The sequence below is a fragment of the Campylobacter concisus genome, from assembly GCF_003048375.1.
GTDB lineage: Bacteria > Campylobacterota > Campylobacteria > Campylobacterales > Campylobacteraceae > Campylobacter_A > Campylobacter_A concisus_T.
This window is the reverse complement of sequence record NZ_CP021642.1, coordinates 1,171,208-1,192,936: the sequence shown is the minus strand read 5'-3', so window position 1 is coordinate 1,192,936 and position 21,729 is coordinate 1,171,208. Positions and strand designations below refer to the sequence as shown.

Sequence of the window (21,729 nt, the reverse complement as noted above, 5' to 3'; positions counted from 1 at the left end):
GCTTTTATTATTGGTAGTAAGATTAAATTTAATATACGATTTTCAAAGCCAAAAGGGCGCTTTGAATTTTGAAGATTGGTTGCTATCCTGCAGCAAAGATATGTGCATAAATTTTATAGTTTTTTGCTTGAGAAATTTACATCGCAGATGAGTTTTTGGGCTGTTTTAAAACAGCTGTGAAATTAAATTTATTCGATGATGCTTTAAATTTGGCTCTTAATGGATTAAATTTGACTTTCAGCATAGAAAATTTACAGGTCTAGTGCTGTATTTGCTAAGGTTGAAGCGGACATTTACCTGAAAACCTGAGTAAATTTGCTGCTTAAGGCTTTAAATTTTACTTTTCAGATTAAATTTATAGCTAAAATTAAGCCCAAAAAATAGTTGTAATAAACTAAAAATAAATAAATTTACCGATAGAAATTTTAAATTTTGCAGGCTTAACGCTTTAGTGTAAATATCGTAAAGGTAAAATTTACTGGTTGAGCTTTAAAATTCACTCTTTTGTGGGTCAAATTTGTTGCCTTTATACTCTAAATTTAAATGCAAAAGCAGTTTATCTCAGAGATAAAATAACTAAAATCAAATTCACGGTTTTACTCTAATTATTAATGTTTGTGGGCGCTCTAGCTTGAGAGTTGGAGTAAAATTTAGTTTTAAATTTGATCTTTGTAGATCAAATTCGCAGATAGAAATTTTAAATTTTTGCAGACTTGTTAAGATTGTTGTAGAAAATTTGGTGATAAAAAGTTTAAATTAGCCTTTAGTAGATCAAAATTTACAGACTAAAACGCTCTATTTGCTAAAAAATTTAGAGAGATTTTCTATTTGAACGCCGTTTGCAAATAAATAGCCTCTATTTATCGCTGGGAGCTTTAAAATTCTAGCTTTTTCTTTAAATATTTTTGGCATTACGGCTTTGCAAAATGGCGTCACTAAAACAAATTCATTAGCGTAGCCAACGGCGATCTTGCCGCTTAGCACCACGCTTGTTTGCTTTGCTAAATTTATGCTTAGCTCATCTTTTTGAGCCTTGCTTAAGAGCACATTTAGCTCTTTTGCCGCCATATCGATGCCTCGAACCACGTTACTATCATTTTTTATAATGAAAATTTCATCATCTATCTTTGTGATCTCTGGTAGCAAAATTTGCCTATCAGCCTCCAAAAACTCAAAGCTTTTCTTCACGCCGCTAAAATACTTGTCCAAAAATGGCTCACTAAAATTTAGTCTCACAAAGCTTCTTTTAAGCTTGCCATCTAAATTTGTCTCATCGACAAAATAGCGCAAACCTCGCTCGTCAAGGTAGTTTTGAAGCTCTTTTTTGCGTAAATTTAAAAGCGGCCTAACCAGCCAAAAGTACTCCCTCTTCTCAAGCTCGCTCATGCTAAAGAGCTCTTTTAGTCCAGCGCCCTTGCCAAGCTGCATTAAAAACCACTCAAATTTATCATCAAACTGATGCGCTAGGATCAAATTCTCATAGCCATATTTTTGGCAAATTTCTCCAAAAAACTCATACCTCGCCTCACGTGCGTTTTTTTCAAAATTTGACTTACCTAAATTTACGCTTTTTATGTAGATTTTTTTGCCAAATTTACTAGCAAGCTCTTTGGCGCTTTCAACTTCAATTTTACTCTGCTCTCTGGCGTTGTGATCGACTATGGCTAGATCAAACTTGACCCCAGCCTCGTGTAGAATGTAAAAAAGTGCAGTGCTATCGATGCCGTGCGAGAAGGCAAGCAGGTTTGCGCCCAAGCTTAGCCTATCAAGCGCATTTTGGCTTATCATTTTGCTTTTTTGACGATGGTGGCGACTAGTTTTTGATCAACCACGTCGCTAATCTCACAAAGGTAGAGCGAGCCGATCTCAAGCTCTTTTACGTCGCTTTCGTTTATTAAAATTTCGCCGTCTATATCTTTGTCCCAGATATCTTTTTTGGCAGCGTAAAACATCTCGCCCTCGCTGCTAATGCCCTCAAGCGATGCGTAAATTTGCTTGCCAAGCTCTTTTTGCAAGCTCTCGTTTATTGCTTTTTTGGTGATCTTTTCTATCTTGCTTAGCCTTTTTGAGATGATTTTTGCTGGTATTTGCTCCATTTCAAAAGAGGCTGTGTCTTCTTCTTTTGAGTAGGCAAAGGCGGAAATTCTATCAAATTTAAACTCTTCTAAAAACGCGCAAAGCTCGTCAAAATCCCCCTCGCTCTCGCCTGGGTGTCCCACGATGACGCCAGTTCGTAAGAATGAATTTTCGGCATTTCTCATCAAATTTAAAAGCTCTTTTATCTTTTTAGCACCACTTCCACGCTTCATTATCTTTAGCATATTTTCGCTGATGTGCTGGATGGGCATGTCAAAGTAGTTGTGAAAGATGGGCGAGGCGATGATACGCTCTATTAGTCCTTTGCTGGTCGTGCTTGGATAAAGATAAAGTATCCTAGCACTCCTTACGCCTTTTATCTTTTCTATCTCGTCTATTAAATTTATTAGTCCGTCGCTAACGCCCTGATCACGCATATATGAGCTTGAGTCTTGTGATAAAAAGCTAAAGTCGTAGTAGCCTTTTTTGACTAGATTTTTGACCTCATTTACGATGTTCTCAAGCGAGCGTGATTTTAGCTTGCCCTTAAATGTCGGTATCGCGCAAAAGCTACATTTTTGGTTGCAGCCCTCTGAAATTTTGATGTAGGCGTGGTAGTTTGAGCCAGTTATCACACGCTCTTCGTTTGCTTGCAGATAAGTCTGCGGGCTAAATAAATTTTGCTTTTTCAAGATGATCTCATCGATCTTGTCATAATCAGCCACGCCGGTAAAGAGATCGACCTCTGGTAGCTCTTTTATGAGCTCATCTTTGTATCGCTGCATAAGACAGCCAGTCACCACGAGCAAAGAGCCATTTTTACGAGCTTCGTGCATCTCAAGGATGGTTTGTATGCTCTCTTCTTTGGCAGACTTGATAAAGCCACAAGTATTTACGATGATGACGTCGGCGTCGCTGATATCGTCCGTGATATCGTAGTTTTGCAAGCGCCCAAGCATGATCTCTGAATCAACTAAATTTTTATTACAACCAAGCGAGATTAGATGAAGTTTTGGCATTTTTAGATCCAGATGTTGTCTATTAGCCTAGTTTTGCCAACATAGGCGGCTACTAAGATGATGGTATTGCCTTTTTCTACCTTTGAAATTTCATTTAAATTTCTATCTGTAACCGCGACGTAATCAACTTTTAGTGGCTCTAAAACCTCAAGCATATTTGCCTTGATCTCGCTTGCGTCCTCTTCGCCATTTTGGATCAAATTTTGCGCTTTATTTAGCGATCTTGAAAGCCTTAATGCGTTGCACTTATCTTCGTCGCAGATATAGATGTTTCTGCTTGAAAGTGCTAGGCCGTCTGGCTCTCTAACGATATCGCAAGCTACTAGCTCGATGTTTAAGAAAAATGTCTTTATCATATTTTGCACGATGATGAGTTGCTGGGTGTCTTTTTTGCCCATATAGACGCTATTTGCACGAGTTAGGCGAAATAGCTTATTTAGCACTCTTAAGACGCCATCAAAGTGCCCAGGCCTAGTTTTACCCTCTAAGATGGCTGAAAGCTTCTTTGGAGCGACGATGAGAGGCTCATCTTCAAAGTAAAGCTCATTAGCATCTGGTATAAAGATAGCGCTAACGCCGTTTTGCTCGCAAATTTGGATGTCGCTTTGCTCTTTTCTTGGGTATTTGTCCAGATCTTCGCCTGGTAAAAACTGAGTTGGATTTACAAAAGTTGAGACGATGCTTGTCTCGTTTTGGCTCACACATTTTTTGATGAGGCTAACGTGTCCGTTGTGAAGTGCGCCCATTGTCGGCACAAAACCGATCTTGCCGCTTGCATTTTGGACAAAATTTTCAAGCTCTTTTATAGTTCTTATGATCTGCATATTTGACTCTTTTTATCTAAATTTTAACTTGGCATTGTAACAAAAAAGGATTAAAAGGGCGTAAATTTAAAAATGTAAGCAACTTTTGGCTAAAATCGGCAAAAATTTATGGAGAAAAACTTGGATAGTTACGAATACAACGAGCTTTTAAAGAAGCTACAAACAAAAGTTGAAAACATAGGCTCTATCGTAAAGCCTGACGAGATAAAGGCTAGGCTAAAAGAGATCGAGGACACTGAGCAAGACCCTGACTTTTGGCAAGATATCGCAAGAGCTGGAGCGCTAAATAAAGAAAAGACAAAAATTTCAAATATGCTTGCTAAATTTAGTGACGCCAACCAAGCAGTTAGCGACGCAAAGGAGTTATTTGAGCTAGCAAATTCTGAAAATGACGAGGAGACTATAAATTCTCTATTTGAAGATGCTAAAAATTTAGATGAAAAGATAGTAAATTTAGAAATTTCTATGCTTTTAAGTGGCGAAGATGACGGCAAAAACGCGATCGTATCGATACACCCAGGAGCTGGTGGCACTGAGAGCAACGACTGGGCGAGCATGCTTTATAGGATGTATCTTAGATTTTGCGAGCGTGAGGGCTTTAAGGTTGAGACTCTGGACTTTCAAGAGGGCGAAGAGGCGGGGTTAAAGGATGTGAGCTTTATCGTAAAAGGCGAAAACGCTTATGGTTACTTCAAGGCAGAAAATGGCATCCACAGGCTCGTTCGCACAAGTCCATTTGATAGCGCAGGACGCCGCCACACTAGCTTTTCTAGTGTCATGGTAAGCCCTGAAGTAGATGATGATATAGAGATCGAGATCGAAGAGAAGGATCTAAAGATAGACACTTATAGAGCCAGTGGCGCAGGCGGTCAGCACGTAAATAAGACTGAATCAGCCATCCGCATCACGCATATACCAACTGGCATCGTCGTGCAGTGTCAAAACGACCGCAGCCAGCACAAAAACAGAGCCACAGCGATGAAGATGCTAAAGTCGCGTCTTTACGAGCTTGAGCTGATGAAGCAGCAAGAGGCGAGCAACAGCGTCGAAAAGAGTGAGATCGGCTGGGGGCATCAGATAAGATCATACGTGCTTTTCCCGTATCAGCAGGTAAAAGACAACCGCAGCGGCGAGGCATACTCGCAAACTGACGCGATACTTGATGGTGATATCAAAAAGATGATAGAGGGCGTTTTAATCGCCCAAAAGGCTGAGGCGTAGTAAAATTTAAAAGAGATGAGAGCTAAAATTTCATCTCTTTTAGCTTCGTGCAGGCTTTTTCTTTGCCATGGTAGCAAGCCTCATCAAGATAAATTCTAGCTTTCTTATAGTCATTTTTGCCAAGATATATAAGCCCTAGATCATAGCTAGCCTCGCTTGAGCCAAGGCTAGTTGCTTTTTCGTAAAAATATATCGCTTTTTCTAAATTTTTATTGACCCCAAGGCCGTACTCGTAGATGTATCCAGCATTTCTTAGTCCGTCTATGTTGCCGTATCTACCAGCTGTCTCAAACCAAAAAAGCGCCCTTAAGATATCCTTACTAAAGCCTTTGCCGTCACGAAAACAAACGCCAGTTTGCTGCATGGCTAGGACGTTGCCATCTTTTGCGTAGTCATAAAATCTCTTGCAAGCCTTTGGGTAGTTGCCCTCGTTATATAGATAGATGGCGTCTGCTATCTGCTCGACTTCAGGATCAAGTGGTGGCTCGCTAAGACCTAAATTTTGCGAAATTTGATCTGCAGAACAGCCCCAAAATAGCAAAATGCTAAATAGAAAAATGATAAATTTTTTCATATTTGTCCTTGAAAATTTAGGCGATTTTATCGAATTTTATCTTATAATGATCGCAAATTTAAGCAAAAAGGAACGATATGGATCATAACGCACTTTTGACACAGCTTGGCTACAACATAGATGAAACGACCACTGAGCATATGCGTAGAATTTTAAATAACACTGACGGCCTTTTGCCAAAGAGTGTGATCGAGCTAAACGATCATCTAAAGCCGCACCTTTGCTTTGTAGCGATGAGCGGGAGTGAGGATAGGCTAAAGATAAAAAACGTTGCAACCGTCAAAGAGATAAAAGAGCGTGTTGATGAGATCATCAAAAGCTGGGCAAATAAATACAAAATGGATATCAAAAAGATAAACGAAACTACATACTACATAATGGGAAAAATTAAATGAAATATGACATTGTTATTATTGGATTTGGTAAGGCTGGCAAGACGCTAGCTGTAAAGGCTGCTGCGCTTGGCAAAAAAGTCGCTCTAATCGAGAGATCGCCAAAGATGTATGGAGGCACTTGCATAAATGTGGGCTGCATACCGACAAAGCGTCTAATCACAGCTGCAAAAGAGGCGATATATGCAGATAATAGCGTTGAAAACGAGTATTACACGCTTAGCATAGAAAACAAAAATAAGCTAATCTCAGCTTTAAATTCTAAAAACTATGCGATGCTAAATGATAAAGAAAATATCGACGTGATCGATGGCGTTGGCTCGTTTAAAGATAAAAATAGCGTCCTAGTTACGACATCAAATGGCGAGCAAAAAGTCGTTGAAGGCGAGTTTATCATCATAAATACCGGCTCAAAAGAGGCGTATGCGCCATTTGAGATAACAAACTCAAACGTCTTTTCAAGTAAAACTTTGCTCGATCTAAAAACTATGCCAAAGCATCTTGTCATCGTTGGCAGCGGATTTATTGGCATCGAGTTTGCATCGATGTTTGCGAATTTTGGCTCAAAAGTGACCATCGTCGGACGCTCACCACTTCTAAAAAACGAAGATGAAGACATAGCTAAAAGTGTAAAAGATGCGCTAAACGTGCAGGGCATCGAAATTTTAGAGGGTTGCGAGATAGAGAGTCTAAAAGACAATGCACTAAATTTCAAACAAGATAATGAAGATAGGCTCATCAAGGCAGATGCGTTCTTAGTAGCGCTTGGCAGAGTGGCAAATTTAGATGATCTAAATTTAAAAGCAGCTGGCGTCGAGCTAAATGAAAAAGGCTTTATAAAGACAAATGAGCACCTTCAAACAAATGTGTCAAACATCTATGCAGTGGGCGACGTGCGCGGTGGAGAGCTTTTTACCTACACGAGCTTGGATGATTTTAGGATAGTTTTCTCGCAAATTTTTGGCGATAAAAAGCGCACTACACAAAACAGAAGTATCCATGCAAATGTGCTATTTACCGACACTCCGCTAGCAAGAGTTGGCGTAAATGCAAAAGAAGCTAGCAAGCTTGGGCTAAATTTCAAGGAGCTAAAACTTAGCATGGCAGCAGTGCCAGGAGCAAAGGTGCTAAATCACGATGTGGGCATGCTTAAAGCGATCGTTGAAGCTAGTAGTGGCGAAATTTTGGGGGCTAGCTTTCACTGCATCTACGCAAATGAGATCATAAATGAGATCGCGATCGCTATGAATTTAAAAGCAGATGCAAATTTCTTTAAAAACCAAATTTTCACTCACCCAAGCATCAGCGAAGCCCTAAATGACTTGTTTGGACAATATTAAAAGGACAAAAATGAAAAAATATCTACTACTTTTAACTGCTCTATTTTTCACAGGCTGCTTAAACGTGATCGGCATCGGAGAGACGCCAAAGCAAGATGACTCATGGCAACAACCAAAGGACGAAAAGGTGGTGCAAAACAAAGAGCAAATTTCAAAAAATGCCATCGATCTTTTAACACCAAAGTGCGAGAGCGGCGATGCTGAAGCTTGCAACGATTTGGGTGTAAATTTTGAGCTTATGAAAGAGTATGACAATGCCTACGCAAACTACAAAAAGGCTTGCGATGCGAAGGTGCAGCTTGCTTGCTCAAACCTTGGCACACTCTATGAAAACGGCCTTGGCGTGAAAAAAGATCCAAAAAAAGCGGTCGAAATTTACAAAGATAGCTGCAACAGTGGCGGCGTACAAGCTTGCTACCACCTAGGAAACGCCTACCGCAAGGGCGAGATCGTAAAACAAGACTACTATCTAGCGATGGAGGCCTACACAAACGCTTGCAACGCTGGAGATCTCCCAAGCTGCGCAAATATCGGTGCGATGTATGAGCTAGGTCTTGGTATGAACAAGGATGAAAAGAGAGCTTATGGAATTTACAAAGTCGCTTGCTTTCGTGGTTTAAACAAGGCGTGCCCACAGATGAAAAGACTAGGCGCAAAGCTTGGCATGTAAGCAGGAAAATAAGTGAAAAAAGTTTTAAATTTCGGGCTTATCGTAGCTGCTAGCTTTATGCTAAGTGGCTGCTGGTCGTGGCAAAAGATGGTGAGCTTTGGCTTTTGGCAAAGTAATGAGGAGGCTAGGGCAGAGCGTCTTGAGCTTGAAAAAGAGAAGATGGTGCAAAACTGCGAGAGCGGAAATAGCATCGACTGCAACAACTTAGCTGTAAATTTTAGCAACGAAAAGGACTTCGTAAAGGCAAAAGGCTACTACGAAAAGGCTTGCAATGCTGGGCTTGCAACGGCGTGCTCAAATTTGGGTCAAATTTACGAGCAAGGGCTGGTTGAGGAGCAAAAAGATCTAGAAAAGGCTCTAAAACTTTATAAACTTGCTTGCGATAGTGGCGACGGCGTTGGCTGCTACAACGAGGCTATGGGGCTAAAGTCATACATCGAAAGCGAAAATTTAAAAACTCATAAGATAGATAGAACTAAGGCCGAGGCTAGGGTGCTAAGGCTTTTGGCAAAGAGCTGCGAGCTTGAGTATGCGCAGTCTTGCTTCTTGCTTGCGAAGCTAAGCGGCGATGAAACAAAGGCGGACGCACTTTATAAAAGAGCCTGCCAACTTGGCAAATGCGTGGATAAAAAGTAAGAATTTGTGTAGCTTAAATTTATAAAAGCTACACAAAGTTAAATTTAGTTTAATCCACTAAGTCTATATCCCACACCTGAGATGTTTTTGATGAGGTCGGCGTCAGTTTTTGCCCTTATCTTTTTGATAGTCATTCTAAGGGCTTCGTTGCTCATCGATTTTTCACCCCAGACATAGTTTTCTATCACTTCGTAACTCACCACTTTTTTATATTACTCACGAGCAAAAAGAAGAGTTTTGCCTCATTTTTTGGCATCTGTACCTCTTCACCATTTTTGAAAAGCTGCTTGCTCTTCATATCGTATTCGTAAATTTCTTTAAATTTGATCCTGCTTTCAAGAATATCTTTTGTCGCCATTATGATCTTGGTTTGAAGCTCTTCACATAGTTTTGCAACCTCGCTTTGTGTGCCAGCATCTGCGTGTAAGAGCTTGTTTGACCTCTTGTAGCAGAGATGGCTCTAGCTTTTTTATATCCAAGTATTTGCTAAGAAGCGGTGCAGTTTTAATTTTATGTGGAGAAATTTATTAAATTTAATTACTTCAATCCAAAAACTTTTATGTTAAAGGTTGTGTGGATTTTGTCATTTTCGCCTTTCATGACGATAGGAAATTCGGCTTTTATGATGCTGTCATAGCTACTAAGCGCGTCTAAAAAGTCATAAAATTTTTGTGGGGTTTTTAGTGAGCTAGTGACATTTAGGCGGTATCTAAAGAACTTCTCAGTTGCGTTATTCTCGCCTTCTTCTATCTTGCTAAGGCTCACTTCGCTAAAAAATTGCGATGCGAAATTTATAAATTTATCCTTATCAAAAGCTGTATCATAAGCCAAGATGATAGCACCATCTTTTTGTCTTGTCGCCTCAAGTGCTTTAAATTTAGCTTCAAATTCATTTTTTACCTTCGTGTATGATGAGGTTTGCGAGTAGTTTTGTCTTGAGAGGTTTTTAAATTCTTTTATGTTTGGCACGATAAAGCCAAATATCATAATGAAGCAAACTATGATAAAAGCAAATATAAAAAGTAAAAGCTTTACTGGGTCGATTTTTTCTAAGCTCGTATCTTTTTTACTCATTATATCCCTCAGAATTATCAATCTTATTTGTGCTTATAAAGCCGTACCAGCCGTTTTTGCTCTGATAAAAGCTAGTGTTTGACGTGGTGAAAATCGACCTTAGCGGCGAGGCTAAGAGCTGGTTAAAGACATCCTTTGTTGGCGTTATGCCGCGGATGATGAGTGAGTTTTTGTCCATAAAAACCTCTTCAAGCGTGATGCTATCAGGCACAAGGTCAAAAAGGTTGTGCAGGCTTTGCTTTAGGATAGAATTTGACGTAAAGATGTCGTTTGCAGAGTCTATCTGCACGGCAAGCTTGGCTGAAATTTCATCCGTAGTGACTATCTTTTGGCTAAGCTCTTTTTGCTCATTTGCTAGGAATTCTATATTTTTCTTGGTTGAGTAGTTTTTATAAACGATGAAGAAATTTGCCACCAAAAGCACCACAAAGACAAAGCCGATAAGGCTTAGCCAGAGCTTACTAAAGATAGATAGAAGCGGTCTTGGTTCTGGAGTGATGAAGCTAAATTTCATAGTGTTATCTCTTCTTGCATGATCTCATTCATGATGTGATTTGTGTTGATCGGATAGCTTGATGTCTCCACAAATAGCTCTGATTGCAGGTATTGTAAAAAGGTCGCACTTGTTTTTGTGTTTTCAAAAACGATGATCTGCTCGATAAAATCGCCGCCGTAGATTGGATTTTCATAAAATTCTTTCATAGCTTTTGCGATGTAGTCAAACATCTTCATATCGCGCCCAAAGATCGCCACTGACTTCTCGACATTTGTCGAAGCTGGCATGTTTAGCTCGTAGTTTAGATCTTCAAATTCTTTTGGTTTATCATCGCTTAAGAAATCATCCAAACTCTTAAAATCATCAAGCGCCGTTGCGCCATCTTCTTCTTTTACGATGAGGTTATCTATGTCTGTTATATCCTCTTCTTTTAGGCTTTCGATCTCTTCGTTGCCCTCTTCAGCGTCACTCATATTTAAAAACGTAGAGAGCTTCATCTGCTTATCTTTAAATATCGCAAGCGCAAAAGAGTGCGAGTGGATGTAGAGATATAGCGTGGTTTTTGGCGAAATTCCACGCTTTAAAAGCTCGTGAAAGAGCAGGGCGATAGGCGAGTAGATAAGATCAACGCTGCCTTGCCCAAAGAGGTTCTTATATCTTCTTATAGCATTTAAATTTGCATATATGCTCCAGCTATCTTGCATCACAAGGCTGGTTAAATTTTGCGTGTTGATGTTAAAATTTTTATACTCGTCAAAGTTAGCAGTAGGCAGCGCACCTTGTGAGTCGTCGTTAAAAAAGAGCGAAACATAGACGCCAAAATATGTCTTTTCTTGCTCTTCTATGTATTTTAAAACTTTTTCATCGACACCATCGATGCTTATGTCTGTAAATTTAGCATTTATGGTTTTTATAAGCTTGCCATTTCTAAAGACCTGACCGTAAAAAACGCACTCATTGCCCTCGATCACGGCGCTTAAGAAAAGGTTTGAAAAAAGCTTTTTGATGCTAAAAGACATAACTCTCCTAAATTTAGTGCATTATTTTTGATATGTTAGCCAAAAAGGGATTAAATAAGTTTAAAACAGCTCGTTTTTTAGTTTTGCAAACGCCTCTTTCATCTTCAGAGCTTCGCTTTTTAGCTCCTCATCAAGCAGTGCAGAATTCTTTAAGCTTTCAAAATCCTCTATCATCACATCACACATCATTTTGATGCGCTCATTATCAGCCTTACTGACGCCATTTTGGCTCATTTTTTTGATGCGCTCTAAATACTCTTTGCCGTTTTTTATGTATGAGCTAAATTTCATAGCTGCATTGCTTTGATTAAGCGTGGTGGCTGCCATCTTATTGTAAGCATCAAGATCAAGGGCTTTTTGGCTTAAATTTATAGCCTTTTCATACTCTTTGCTCTCGTAGTAAAATTTCGCTTCAAGAGCGAGTTTATAGGAGTTGTCGCTGTAAAAAAATAGCCCAAACAAAGCTATTATAAAAATGGCTATAAAGATAGAAATTTTATTTTTCATAAATTTCGTCCAAAATTTCTCTTATATCATCGCTTATTTGCGGATTTTTATGTGCATATTTTTTCCACCAAATTTTTAAATTTGACCTAAAGTCCTCTTTATTTTGCTCTGCGCTCTTGCCGCCGTCATTTTGCGAGGCCCGCCAAAGCTCATTTTGTATCTTCTCTTTTGCCTCTTTTTGTTCTAAATTTGCCACGCTAAAAGGGGCTGAGAGACTAAAATTTATAGTTGAAAATGGCTTTGGAAGTATCATCTTGTCCCAGCTTTTAAACTCCCAAAACGAGTTTGCTTCGAAATTTAGAGCATAAATTTCGCAAGACGACTTTTGCGCGATCACCGCAGCTCCGTCTGCGACGCTGTGTCTTGGACCGCGTGGGCCATCTGGCGTGATGATGACGTCGTGGCCTTGTTTTATCTCTCTTAGAGCCTCTATAAGCGCCCTTGCACCGCCTTTTGAGCTACTGCCTCTAATGGTACCGATGCCAAAAAATTTGATTATTCTGGTGATGAGCTCGCCATCTTTGTGGTCGCTTATTATCACCTTGCCTTGTTTTCTGTTTTGGCTGCTCCACCAGCGTCTGTAAGCAAAGCTCATAAAGCTAAGCCTGCCGTGCCAAAAGACGACGACGCAGCCATTTTGTGGCAAGAAATTTGGAGTGTAGCTCTTTTTGCAGGTTAGAAAAATGAGCCACATCAAAATGTAGATGAAAAAGACGCCAACGCTCGTGGCGAGCTTTTCAAGGGTGTTTTTAAATTTGCAGCTCGCCATACAAAACCATTCGTTTTGGGTTTGTGATCTTTACTTTTTGCGTAGTGCCAAGAAGCTCCTCGCTGCCATCAACTTGAACTAAAAAGTTGTTAAAACTTCGCCCAGCAACGCCGCCGTTTGCTCTTAGCTCTTCAAAATATACATCAAAAATTTTATCTTTTTGTGCCGCCACGATCTCGTCTAAAATTTCGCTATGGCGATTTTGCAGGCGCGTTAGCCTTTCTGAAGCGGTCTTGTCGTCTATTTGATTTGTAAAAGTAGCTGCCTTTGTAAGCGGACGAGGCGAATACTTAAAGCTAAAAATTTGCTCAAATCTAACTTGTTCAAGTACGTCCATCGTATCTTCAAACTCGCTATCACTTTCGCCCGGAAATGCGACGATGATATCAGTTGAGATGCTCACATCTGGACACATCTTTCTAAGTCTTAGCGCGCGGTCTAGAAACCACTCTTTTGTGTATCCGCGCTTCATTTCACGCAAAACTTTGGTGTTTCCGCTTTGAAGTGGCATGTGCATAGACTTGCAAATTTTTGGGTTGTTTGTGAAAATTTCAAGAAATTTATCATCCATATGAAGTGGGTGCGGGCTTGTAAATCTTATCCTCTCAAGGCCCTCTATCTCGCTTATCTTTACTAATAGGTCGCTAAAATCGATATTTTCTTGCACGCCTGAAAATCTTTTGCCGTAGTTATTGACATTTTGTCCTAGTAAAAATATCTCTTTTGCACCGCTTTTTGCGGCCTTTTCTACCTCTTTTAAGATGAGGCTTGAAGGGATAGAAATTTCATCGCCTCTGGTGTGCGGGACGATACAGTAGGTGCATTTTTTATCGCAGCCGATCGAGATGTTGATGTGGCTTTTGTATGGCGAGCCTCTAAACTCGCCAAATGCGTATTCGCTCTCGTCGTGGTTGATATCGGTTGAGATAAATTTAGGCGTATTTACAGCCTTTGTGATCTTGCTAACATTTCTTGCGCCAAGAACAAAATCAACATAAGGTGCGCGCTTAAAAATTTCACTACCCAAATGGCTTGCAGTGCAGCCACAAACGCCTATCTTTGCACCTCTTTTTTTGGCTTTTTCAAAAGCTCCGACCTCGCTAAAGAGCTTGTGAACTGGCTTTTCACGAACTGAGCAGGTATTTATAAGGATTAAATCAGCTTCTTCAATGTTTTGTGTTAAGGAGTAGTCTTCTTTTTGTGAGAGCTCGGCTATGATATGCTCGCTGTCACGAACATTCATAGCACAACCTAGAGTTTGGATAAAGAGTTTTTTACTCATTAAAGTATATGCACTTCATACATATAATCGCTATCATCAAGGCCGTATTTCACGGTTCTGTGATAAACGCTTAGTCCTTTTTCTTCAAAGTGCTCGACTAAGGCGATTAGTTGTTTGTGTGTGTTTTCTTTATCAAAATAGAAAATTTTCTGACCTTCTTTTTCGACAGCTGCCTCTATCTTTTCTAGTGAAATCGTTTTTGGTTTTGCGTCTAATTCGGCTCTTGCAAGTTTTAGCTCCATTTTTAATCCTTTCAAAATCTTAAATTTTAATCGGTCAATATATCAAAATCATCATAAAAAATGGATTAAATAAAAGTTAATAACAAGCTTAATCTTATTAAAAGTATGGCTTATGTATAATTTCAAAACTTCACGAAAAATCCCCGAAATTTATCGTCACAATGGAGAAAAAATGGAAAGAATATCAGACATTATAGAGTCAATTGCAAATGAGAAAAATTTAGAGATAGAAGATGTAAAAGAGCGCGTCATAAGAGCCTTGATAAACACTGCAAAAAGGGTTTATGGCGAAAATTATGAATATGATGTAAGTATCGATGCGAATAAAAATTTAAAGCTTTATCAAAAAATTTCAATCGTAGCAAACGACGATGAGAGGCTTGCTGAAGACAATGAGCACTTTTTAAGCTTAAAAGAGGCTAAAAAGATAGATAGTGGCGTAGAGATCGGCGACGAGCTCACTTACGAGCTAAGCCTTGATAACCTTGGCAGAACCGCGGCTCAAACGCTTCACAAGGAGCTTGAGTATCACATCCAGCGCCTAGTTGAAGAGAAAATTTTACAAAAATATAACGAGATGAGCGGTCACATGGTCTTTGGTCCGGTTGTTAGGGTTGATAACGACGAAAACACCTTTATCGAGATAGATGAGCTTCGTGCCATCTTGCCACGTAAAAACCGCATAAAAGGCGAGAAATTTAAAGTAGGTGACGTGGTAAAAGCGGTCATTAGAAAAGTTTTTACAGATAAAAATTTAGGCATAAAAGTAGAACTCTCAAGGACTTCGCCTAAATTTCTTGAAGCACTGCTAACTTCGGAGGTGCCTGAGATAAAAGATGGCGGCATCATCATCCAAGGAAGTGCGAGGATCCCTGGCGAAAGGGCTAAAGTAGCGCTCATCTCAACCACTCCAAACATCGATCCAGTCGGCGCAACCGTTGGCACAAAGGGCGTTAGGATAAATGCCGTAAGCAAAGAGCTTCACGGTGAGAGCATCGATGCGATCGAATACACCACTGAGCCAGCGATCTTAGTAGCTCGCGCTATGGCACCTGCGATCATCACATCTGTAAAGATCGAAGAAAACAAGGCGATTGTGACACTTGCGAGCGAGCAAAAAAGCAAGGCAATCGGTAAAAATGGCATAAATATCCGCCTTGCAAGCATGCTAACTGGCTATGAGATCGAGCTAAATGAGCTTGGCTCAAAAACTAGCAGCAGCGGCGAAAATGGCGAAATGGTTAAAGATCTAAAAGCTCTTTTTGGTGATAACTAATGAAATTTCAAATAAGAAAAGCGACTGAGGGCGATATAGACGTGATCTGTGAGCTTGTAAGAGAGCTTGCGAGCTATGAAAAGATGAGCGATCAAGTCACTTTTACAAATGAAATTTTTGCAGACTCTATCTTTAATAAAAATCACGCAAAAGCCCTTATCTGTGAGAGTGAGGGCAGGGCTATTGGCTATGCTATCTATTTTTACACATTTTCTACATTTTTGGGGCTTGGCGGGATGTACCTTGAGGACATCTACGTCAAAAAAGAGTTTAGAAATCAAGGCATCGGTAAGGCATTTTTTAAATTTCTAGCTCAAATTTGCAAGGATGAAAATTTAAAAAGGCTTGAGTGGTGCTGCCTAAACTGGAATGAGCCAAGTATCAAATTTTATGAAAGCATGGGTGCTAAAAATCAATCTCTTGAGTGGAGAACCTACCGCTTAGACGGCGAAAATTTAGAAAAACTGGTAAATTTATAGTTTCTAGTAAAAGCTCAAATTTGCTTTGAAATTTGAGCTTGCTGGTGATTAAAATTTATATGTATATCCCATATAAAGACCGAGATTTGTCTCTTTTGTGTCAACAAAATCAAATTTACTAATCTTGCCGTAGTCAGTTCTATCAGCTTTTAGACCAAACTCAACTGCATTGTTTTCATTTATAGAGTACTCAGCGCCAACTCTTGCACCTAGTATCCAGCCGTTCGTGCTAGCACTTTCCATCGGATTTTCAGCATCGCCACCTCTTAGTTTAAGCTTTGAAAAACCAGTGTAGCCACCAAGAACTAGTTTAAGATCTTTTGCCACACTTGGAGTATAGTCAGCTCCAACTATAAATTTATGAGTTTTCCACTCAGCTACGCTTTTATCTTCGTCATTTGCTGTTTTCTTAACTTTAAAATCATAAATGTAAGCACCATAAACTCTAGCCACATCAAAGTCATAACCAGCTTTTATGCCAAGACCTGGTTGAGCTTTTTTAAATTTGATCTTTGAGCCGTCATCGCCTTTTACAGTAAGCTTTGATCCAAAAGAGTAGTCTCCTTCAACTCCTACAAAGGCTCCTTGCGCTAAAGCAGCGGCACTAGCTAGGCTTAAACCTAAAGCAACTTTTAAAACTACATTTTTCATTTTTACTCCTTATTTAAAAAATGTTACGTGGCTATTTTAAATTTTCTTATATTAAATAAAGTTTAAATATTCAATGAAATTAATAAAAAACATAAAATAATTCAATTGTTTTCTTATCAGAATAAAATTTATAAAATCACTCAAAAAGAAGGAGTGTAAAGTGGGTAAGATGACAAAACGTGATATGGCTTATCATTTAGACGTTGATGTCGCGACGCTTTACAACTGGCGAAAACACAAACCAAACCTTTATCGTATCGTGATGCTTGGATTTAAATTTGATGAGCTTATCGAGCAGAGCAAAAAGACTTGCAACGAGCTTTGTGAATATGAAAATTTAATCAATCAAGACATAGAAAAATTTAGTAAATAATCGTTTAAAAATCGTAATCTCTTTTATAATTGCAAGTGCTTGAAAATTTAAAATTTCTAAGATATTTTTGGCTAGATATTTTAAGTGAAAATTTGAGCTCAAAGCAAGCGCTTTAAGCTCAGTTAAATTTACTCGTTTAGGATAGAGAGAAGCTCTTTGTTATCTTTTGTTTTTAGCATTTTTGCGTATAAGAATTTAAGTGCTTCGACATCGTCCATTGTCGCGATCGCAGAGCGAATAGCCCAAATTTTTTGAAGCTCGTCAGGTTTTTGAAGTAGCTCTTCTTTTCTTGTGCCTGATTTTAGCACGTTGATAGCTGGGTAAATTCTGCGGTCTGAGATGTTGCGATCAAGCACGATCTCGCTGTTTCCAGTGCCTTTAAACTCTTCAAATATCACTTCGTCCATGCGTGAGCCAGTGTCGATTAGCGCGGTTGCGATGATGGTTAGTGAGCCGCCGTGTTCGATGTTTCTAGCTGCGCCAAAGAAGCGTTTTGGCTTGTGAAGTGCGTTTGCATCCACACCGCCTGTTAGCACCTTGCCGCTTGGTGGGGTCACTGTGTTGTAGGCGCGTGCTAGACGGGTTATGCTATCAAGCAAGATGATGACGTCTTTACCCATCTCAACTAGACGTTTTGCCTTTTCGATGACTAGCTCTGCTACGCGGACGTGGTTAAGCGCTGGCAGGTCAAATGTCGAGCTAAATACCTCGCCTTTTACGCAGCGCTGCATGTCTGTAACTTCTTCTGGTCTCTCATCGACTAGAAGCACCATTAGCTGCGCTTCTGGGTGGTTTTTAGCGATGCCGTGAGCTAGCTCTTTCATAAGCTCAGTTTTACCGCTTCTTGGAGGTGCGACGATGAGGCCACGCTGACCCTTGCCAATAGGCGTGAAAAGATCAAGCACACGGCCTGTTAGCTTCATCGGGTCATACTCTAAATTTAGCTTTTCAGTTGGGAAAAGTGGGGTTAGGTTGTCAAAGAGTGGCCTCTCTTTTGCATCTGCTAGAGGCATGTAATTTACAGCTTCGATCTTTAAAAGGGCGTAGTATTTTTCTTGATCTTTTGGCTCTCTTACTTGGCCGGTGATGATGTCGCCCACACGAAGTGCAAATTTGCGGATCTGAGAGTTTGAAACATAAGCGTCGTTTGAGCTGTCGCTTAAATTTGCATCAACAGCCCTTAAAAAGCCGTAGCCCTCGTTTGTGATCTCTAAAATTCCAGTAAATAGTATAAAGCCGCCTTGTTTTGTCTGGGTTTTTAGTATCTCAAATATCAAATCCTGCCTGCGAAATTCGCGTGGATTTTCGACGCCAACGCCATTTGCGATCTGCACTAGCTCGTCTAAGCTAAGCGTTCTTAGCTCTTCGATCTTGTGTCCGTCGACTGGTACGTGGGTTCTTGATGCTTGATGTTTTTTTGTAGTTTTTGTGTTTTGAGCAGCACTTTGCTCAGTTTGGTTGTTGTTTTCCATTTTTCCTCTTTAAATGCGGGGATAAGATTGCAGAATTCTGGGCTTCAAAAGTTTTTTGAAAGTTTTGGCATTTTATAAAAATAAAACTTTGTTGTCAAGAAATGATATAATCTTGCGAAAATGAAAAGGGATCTCAAAATGATGGATTTTAAAGATGGCAAACGCGAAAAGAAGATAATAAAAACGACGTTTATCGGCATAATTACTAATTTTTTCTTAGCTGGAGCAAAAATTTTTATAGCTATGGTTTCAAACTCAGTTGCATTGATATCAGATGCTATAAATAACATTAGCGATGCAGGCTCAAGTTTCATCACGATATTTGGCTCAAAGCTAGCTAGCAAGATGCCTGACGAGGATCATCCGTATGGATATGGCAGGACCGAGTATATCGGCGGTCTCATCGTTTCAGTTATTGTGCTGATGCTTGGTTTTCAGTTTCTAAAAACATCGGTAGAAAATATCTTTGCGCCAGAGCCTACTAACTTTACGATGCCATTTTTGGTATTTTTATTTTGTGCAATATTTGTCAAATTTGCACTTGGATTTTACTACAAAAAGGTCGGCAAAGAGACCAAGTCTATCTCGCTTAGGGCTGTGGGACAAGGGGCTTTAGGCGATGCTATCATCTCGTGCGTGATCTTAGTTTCAGCAGCACTCTCATACTTTGCCAACATTCAGATAGATGGCTATGCGGGCGCTTTGGCATCATTTTTCATCATTATAAACGGCGTGTTTTTGATAAAAGAAACCTTTGATAAGATCATCGGGCAGCGTGTAGAAAAGGAGATCAGCGATGAAATTTATGCTGCTGTAAATCGCTGCGAGATCGTGCGCGGGGCATACGACCTGATACTGCATAACTACGGCACGCAGCGCTACGTGGGCTCTGTAAATGTCGAGATAGACGAGCATTTGCCACTTAGTGAGGTTTCGCAGAGGCTAAATGAGCTTCAGATTGAGATATATAAAATTTATAGGATATATCTGGTTTTTGGCGTTTATAGCGTAAATTTAGGTCAAGAAGAGAGCCGTGCCTGCGTGGCAAATTTACTCTCACGCTTTAGCAGCGTGCGTGGATTTCATGCATTTTTTATAGACACCAAGAAAAAGAGCGTGAGGTTTGACGTGGTGGTTGATTTTGCTGAGAGAAATTTAGGCGAGCTACGTGCTGCGATCGAGCGTAAGATCTCGTTAAACTATCCAGGATATAAAATTTTCATCGTGATAGATAGGGAATTTGCGTGAGATTTGGGGATAAATTCGGTAGCGGTTAGGGCACTTTAATATGTTATAATCATGTGGCTTTAAAAATATAAAACTAGAGCATAAAAATTTTAATCTAATCGTGAGAAAATGGCGTTTTTAAAAATTTTGACTTGTGCGTTTTCGATGAGTTTTTGCTTTATGAGTATCTACGGGCTTACGACTAGCGCGGTAGAGCTTGTGTTTTTTAGCGAATATAACCCCGCGGGAGATGCTGATCCTCTCGGCGATTTGGGCGATACGCTTGATTGGCTTCAGTTAAATATCGCTTATTTGGTTGGTTTTTGGATATTTTTTAGCGGCGTGTGCGCAGTGCTTTATAAGCGGCTAAGTTATTTTGACGAAATTGCAAAATTTTTCATAGATTTGTTTTTACCTGCCACTGCGACGATTATTTTGGCGCTTATTTTGGGTGCGATACTCCCGTTTGCGGTTGGGGCACGGCGAGGAGACTTTGTTATTGCTCAAGGGGTTGGCATATTTTTAGCCGAAATACTTTTTATAGTCACAATAGCTCGCTTGCTAAAAAGAGAGCAAAAGTAGTAAATTTAGCGCTCAAGACGCCATTTATATTACTACAAGTTTCCAAGGAGCGGTTATGGGTAAAAATTCTTTGTAAAATTCGAGGCCAAAATTTGCAAGCATTAAAAATTCGCTCGTAAATTTGCCAGCGTTTTCAAAATGTGAGTTTTGCCAAAAATCTGCTGTAAAATTTGACGGCTTTTGCAAAACGTCTGCCAAATTTAGTCCGCTCGGTGCAAAAACTCGGCTATAAAATTTACATGTAAATTTAAGCATCGTAAGTTTGGCTTCATTAAATTTAACTCCGCTAAACACTCGAAAACGAGGCAAAAATCGGCTATCAAATTTGATAGCCGATTTAAATTCGTCAAATTTACCGCCAAATCGACGCATCCGTCAAAAAAGACTGCACTCGCTTACATGCGCAAAAAGCAAAAAACTAAAGCGATAAAATTTAAAAAATCAGTGTTCGCTCTTTAGCCCAGCACCGCACATCGATATGATGCTTCTGCCTTCTATCTTGTGCGATTTTACGTAGCTTGCGTAGGCGGCGTAGATGGCTGCTGTGGTGTGCTCGACGTAAAAACCGCGGCTTGCTAGGAAATTTCTAGCTGGCTCAATATCCTCTTCTTTTATCGTGATCACTTCGCGTTCTCCTGCGTACCTGCTAGCTAATATCTCAGTGCCACGAGCAGGTTTTGCTATCGCTATACCCTCAGCCAAAGTTGGCTCTGGCTTGATCGTACGTGGCTCGCTTGTTGCCCCTAAAAATGGCGCGCACTTTTCGCTTTGAACGATGAAAATTTTAGGTAGTTTTTTGATCACTCCAGCCTCAAATAGCTCGTTTAGCGCTATCTCGCAGCCTATTAGCAAGGTGCCGTTGCCAACTGGCAGAAATAAATTTTTAGGAACAAAGCCAAGCTGCTCGTAAATTTCATATATATATGTTTTGGTGCCTTGGTAAAAAAGCGGGTTAAACACGTGGTTTGCGTAAAATATGCCCTCATCTTTTGCCCTTTTTCTACAAGCATCTGCCGTCTCGTCGCGTGTGCCGTCAAAGACAACCGCCTTTGCGCCGTAGTACTCAAGCATCTTTATCTTTTTCTCGCTTGTGCCTTTCGGGACGTAAATTTCACACTCTATCCCAGCTCTTGCAGCGTATGCAGCGACCGAGTTTCCAGCGTTTCCGCTGCTATCTTGCAAGATCTTTTTGATGCCATGAGTTTTACAAAACCAAATAAGCATCACCGCACCTCTATCTTTAAAGGAGAGCGTTGGCATCGCGTAGTCCATTTTAAGGTAGAGTGAGTCATCAAATTTCACGCTCTTTGTTAGTCCTTCGCCAAGACTGATGTCACGCCAGAGCTCATTTTTGATAGGGAAAAACTCGCGGTATCTAAAGAGGCTAAACTCGTGCTGGTCGATCAAATTTAGATCAAATTTGGCTGGCTTAAACTCCAGATCATAAAGCCCGCCACACTCGCACGCAAATATAGGTGTCTCAAAATCTGCGCTCTTGCCGCACTTTGAGCAGATAAATTTAGGCATT

General features: G+C 40.0%; 28 protein-coding genes. 11 read left to right on the top strand and 17 right to left on the bottom strand.

From position 1 onward, the window contains the following. Positions 1–631: 631 nt before the first annotated feature. Entirely contained in the window at positions 632–760 is a 129-nt protein-coding gene (locus tag CCS77_RS10740; RefSeq protein ID WP_021089606.1) for a hypothetical protein, read from the top strand. A gap of 35 nt (positions 761–795) precedes the next feature. Here CCS77_RS10740 and tilS read toward each other — a convergent pair whose 3' ends face one another. From tilS to panC, 3 genes are read right to left on the bottom strand one after another with little or no spacing between them, the layout of a single operon-like run. After that, positions 796–1,788: a tRNA lysidine(34) synthetase TilS gene (gene tilS, locus CCS77_RS05945; RefSeq protein ID WP_107916862.1), complete on the bottom strand. Its 993-nt coding sequence runs from the start codon at positions 1,786–1,788 to the stop codon at positions 796–798. After that, entirely contained in the window at positions 1,785–3,095 is a 1,311-nt protein-coding gene (gene rimO, locus CCS77_RS05940) for a 30S ribosomal protein S12 methylthiotransferase RimO (protein ID WP_107916861.1), read from the bottom strand. The genes tilS and rimO overlap by 4 nt, the downstream gene beginning before the upstream one ends. Before the next feature lie 2 nt (positions 3,096–3,097). Then, a complete protein-coding gene (gene panC, locus CCS77_RS05935; RefSeq protein WP_107916860.1) occupies positions 3,098–3,919 on the bottom strand; it encodes a pantoate--beta-alanine ligase in 822 nt (273 codons plus the stop codon). 120 nt (positions 3,920–4,039) lie between these two features. Here panC and prfB point away from each other — a divergent pair, with 120 nt between their 5' ends. Continuing rightward, a complete protein-coding gene (gene prfB, locus CCS77_RS05930; protein WP_107916859.1) occupies positions 4,040–5,140 on the top strand; it encodes a peptide chain release factor 2 in 1,101 nt (366 codons plus the stop codon). 22 nt (positions 5,141–5,162) lie between these two features. On the opposite strand, the gene CCS77_RS05925 is transcribed toward prfB, so the two are convergent. Continuing rightward, the gene (locus tag CCS77_RS05925) at positions 5,163–5,714 is read right to left on the bottom strand and encodes a tetratricopeptide repeat protein (RefSeq protein WP_107916858.1); all 552 of its coding nucleotides are present in this window, start codon (positions 5,712–5,714) and stop codon (positions 5,163–5,165) included. Positions 5,715–5,791: 77 nt separating this feature from the next. On the opposite strand from CCS77_RS05925, the gene CCS77_RS05915 reads away from it, so the two are divergent. The 4 genes from CCS77_RS05915 to CCS77_RS05900 are packed head-to-tail and all read left to right on the top strand — an operon-like array spanning position 5,792 to position 8,752. Next, complete coding sequence (locus tag CCS77_RS05915; protein WP_002941809.1) at positions 5,792–6,109, top strand: hypothetical protein; 318 nt, start codon at positions 5,792–5,794, stop codon at positions 6,107–6,109. Continuing rightward, positions 6,106–7,446 (top strand): dihydrolipoyl dehydrogenase family protein, encoded by a 1,341-nt coding sequence (locus CCS77_RS05910; RefSeq protein WP_107916857.1) that lies wholly within the window; start codon positions 6,106–6,108, stop codon positions 7,444–7,446. Before CCS77_RS05915 ends, CCS77_RS05910 begins: the two co-directional genes overlap by 4 nt. Positions 7,447–7,456: 10 nt before the next feature. Beyond that, positions 7,457–8,116 carry a tetratricopeptide repeat protein gene (locus CCS77_RS05905; protein WP_002941997.1) on the top strand — a complete coding sequence of 220 codons (660 nt, stop codon included), beginning with the start codon at positions 7,457–7,459 and terminating at the stop codon, positions 8,114–8,116. 12 nt (positions 8,117–8,128) lie between these two features. Further along, a complete protein-coding gene (locus CCS77_RS05900; protein WP_107916856.1) occupies positions 8,129–8,752 on the top strand; it encodes a tetratricopeptide repeat protein in 624 nt (207 codons plus the stop codon). A gap of 44 nt (positions 8,753–8,796) precedes the next feature. On the opposite strand, the gene CCS77_RS10650 is transcribed toward CCS77_RS05900, so the two are convergent. The 9 genes from CCS77_RS10650 to CCS77_RS05860 form a co-directional block, all read right to left on the bottom strand. Continuing rightward, complete coding sequence (locus tag CCS77_RS10650; RefSeq protein ID WP_236635251.1) at positions 8,797–8,952, bottom strand: helix-turn-helix domain-containing protein; 156 nt, start codon at positions 8,950–8,952, stop codon at positions 8,797–8,799. After that, the gene (locus tag CCS77_RS10645; RefSeq protein ID WP_236635250.1) at positions 8,949–9,110 is read right to left on the bottom strand and encodes a hypothetical protein; all 162 of its coding nucleotides are present in this window, start codon (positions 9,108–9,110) and stop codon (positions 8,949–8,951) included. The genes CCS77_RS10650 and CCS77_RS10645 overlap by 4 nt, the downstream gene beginning before the upstream one ends. Before the next feature lie 179 nt (positions 9,111–9,289). Further along, positions 9,290–9,826, bottom strand: coding sequence for a hypothetical protein (locus CCS77_RS05890; RefSeq protein ID WP_107916855.1), 537 nt, complete (start codon positions 9,824–9,826; stop codon positions 9,290–9,292). After that, entirely contained in the window at positions 9,819–10,340 is a 522-nt protein-coding gene (locus CCS77_RS05885; protein ID WP_002941847.1) for a membrane protein, read from the bottom strand. The genes CCS77_RS05890 and CCS77_RS05885 overlap by 8 nt, the downstream gene beginning before the upstream one ends. Beyond that, positions 10,337–11,341 (bottom strand): hypothetical protein, encoded by a 1,005-nt coding sequence (locus CCS77_RS05880; RefSeq protein WP_107916854.1) that lies wholly within the window; start codon positions 11,339–11,341, stop codon positions 10,337–10,339. The genes CCS77_RS05885 and CCS77_RS05880 overlap by 4 nt, the downstream gene beginning before the upstream one ends. Before the next feature lie 60 nt (positions 11,342–11,401). After that, a complete protein-coding gene (locus tag CCS77_RS05875; protein WP_107916853.1) occupies positions 11,402–11,848 on the bottom strand; it encodes a hypothetical protein in 447 nt (148 codons plus the stop codon). Beyond that, complete coding sequence (locus CCS77_RS05870) at positions 11,838–12,617, bottom strand: lysophospholipid acyltransferase family protein (RefSeq protein ID WP_107916852.1); 780 nt, start codon at positions 12,615–12,617, stop codon at positions 11,838–11,840. Before CCS77_RS05870 ends, CCS77_RS05875 begins: the two co-directional genes overlap by 11 nt. Then, on the bottom strand, positions 12,598–13,899 hold the full coding sequence (gene miaB, locus CCS77_RS05865) for a tRNA (N6-isopentenyl adenosine(37)-C2)-methylthiotransferase MiaB (RefSeq protein WP_107916851.1): 1,302 nt from the start codon (positions 13,897–13,899) through the stop codon (positions 12,598–12,600). The genes CCS77_RS05870 and miaB overlap by 20 nt, the downstream gene beginning before the upstream one ends. After that, positions 13,899–14,141, bottom strand: coding sequence for an HP0268 family nuclease (locus tag CCS77_RS05860; RefSeq protein WP_002941786.1), 243 nt, complete (start codon positions 14,139–14,141; stop codon positions 13,899–13,901). Before CCS77_RS05860 ends, miaB begins: the two co-directional genes overlap by 1 nt. Positions 14,142–14,313: 172 nt before the next feature. Here CCS77_RS05860 and nusA point away from each other — a divergent pair, with 172 nt between their 5' ends. Together nusA and CCS77_RS05850 are read left to right on the top strand one after the other, a co-directional pair. Next, complete coding sequence (nusA, locus tag CCS77_RS05855) at positions 14,314–15,417, top strand: transcription termination factor NusA (protein WP_012139939.1); 1,104 nt, start codon at positions 14,314–14,316, stop codon at positions 15,415–15,417. After that, positions 15,417–15,896 carry a GNAT family N-acetyltransferase gene (locus CCS77_RS05850; protein ID WP_103620656.1) on the top strand — a complete coding sequence of 160 codons (480 nt, stop codon included), beginning with the start codon at positions 15,417–15,419 and terminating at the stop codon, positions 15,894–15,896. The genes nusA and CCS77_RS05850 overlap by 1 nt, the downstream gene beginning before the upstream one ends. 48 nt (positions 15,897–15,944) lie before the next feature. On the opposite strand, the gene CCS77_RS05845 is transcribed toward CCS77_RS05850, so the two are convergent. Beyond that, a complete protein-coding gene (locus CCS77_RS05845) occupies positions 15,945–16,547 on the bottom strand; it encodes an outer membrane beta-barrel protein (protein WP_107916850.1) in 603 nt (200 codons plus the stop codon). A gap of 160 nt (positions 16,548–16,707) precedes the next feature. Between CCS77_RS05845 and CCS77_RS05840 the strand changes: the two genes are divergently transcribed. Further along, a complete protein-coding gene (locus tag CCS77_RS05840) occupies positions 16,708–16,920 on the top strand; it encodes a transcriptional regulator (RefSeq protein WP_103575997.1) in 213 nt (70 codons plus the stop codon). Positions 16,921–17,048: 128 nt separating this feature from the next. On the opposite strand, the gene rho is transcribed toward CCS77_RS05840, so the two are convergent. Beyond that, positions 17,049–18,392 carry a transcription termination factor Rho gene (gene rho, locus CCS77_RS05835; protein WP_002941811.1) on the bottom strand — a complete coding sequence of 448 codons (1,344 nt, stop codon included), beginning with the start codon at positions 18,390–18,392 and terminating at the stop codon, positions 17,049–17,051. A 138-nt stretch (positions 18,393–18,530) separates the two neighbouring features. Here rho and CCS77_RS05830 point away from each other — a divergent pair, with 138 nt between their 5' ends. Next, positions 18,531–19,640, top strand: a complete 1,110-nt coding sequence (locus CCS77_RS05830; RefSeq protein WP_236635248.1) for a cation diffusion facilitator family transporter — start codon at positions 18,531–18,533, stop codon at positions 19,638–19,640. Positions 19,641–19,748: 108 nt separating this feature from the next. Continuing rightward, positions 19,749–20,201: a hypothetical protein gene (locus CCS77_RS05825; protein WP_236635246.1), complete on the top strand. Its 453-nt coding sequence runs from the start codon at positions 19,749–19,751 to the stop codon at positions 20,199–20,201. A gap of 24 nt (positions 20,202–20,225) precedes the next feature. Here the strand turns inward: CCS77_RS05825 and CCS77_RS05820 are convergent, their stop codons facing one another. Next, a complete protein-coding gene (locus CCS77_RS05820) occupies positions 20,226–20,573 on the bottom strand; it encodes a hypothetical protein (RefSeq protein WP_107916847.1) in 348 nt (115 codons plus the stop codon). Positions 20,574–20,642: 69 nt separating this feature from the next. Continuing rightward, a complete protein-coding gene (locus CCS77_RS05815) occupies positions 20,643–21,728 on the bottom strand; it encodes a pyridoxal-phosphate dependent enzyme (protein ID WP_107916846.1) in 1,086 nt (361 codons plus the stop codon). Between the last annotated feature and the right edge of the window lies 1 nt (position 21,729).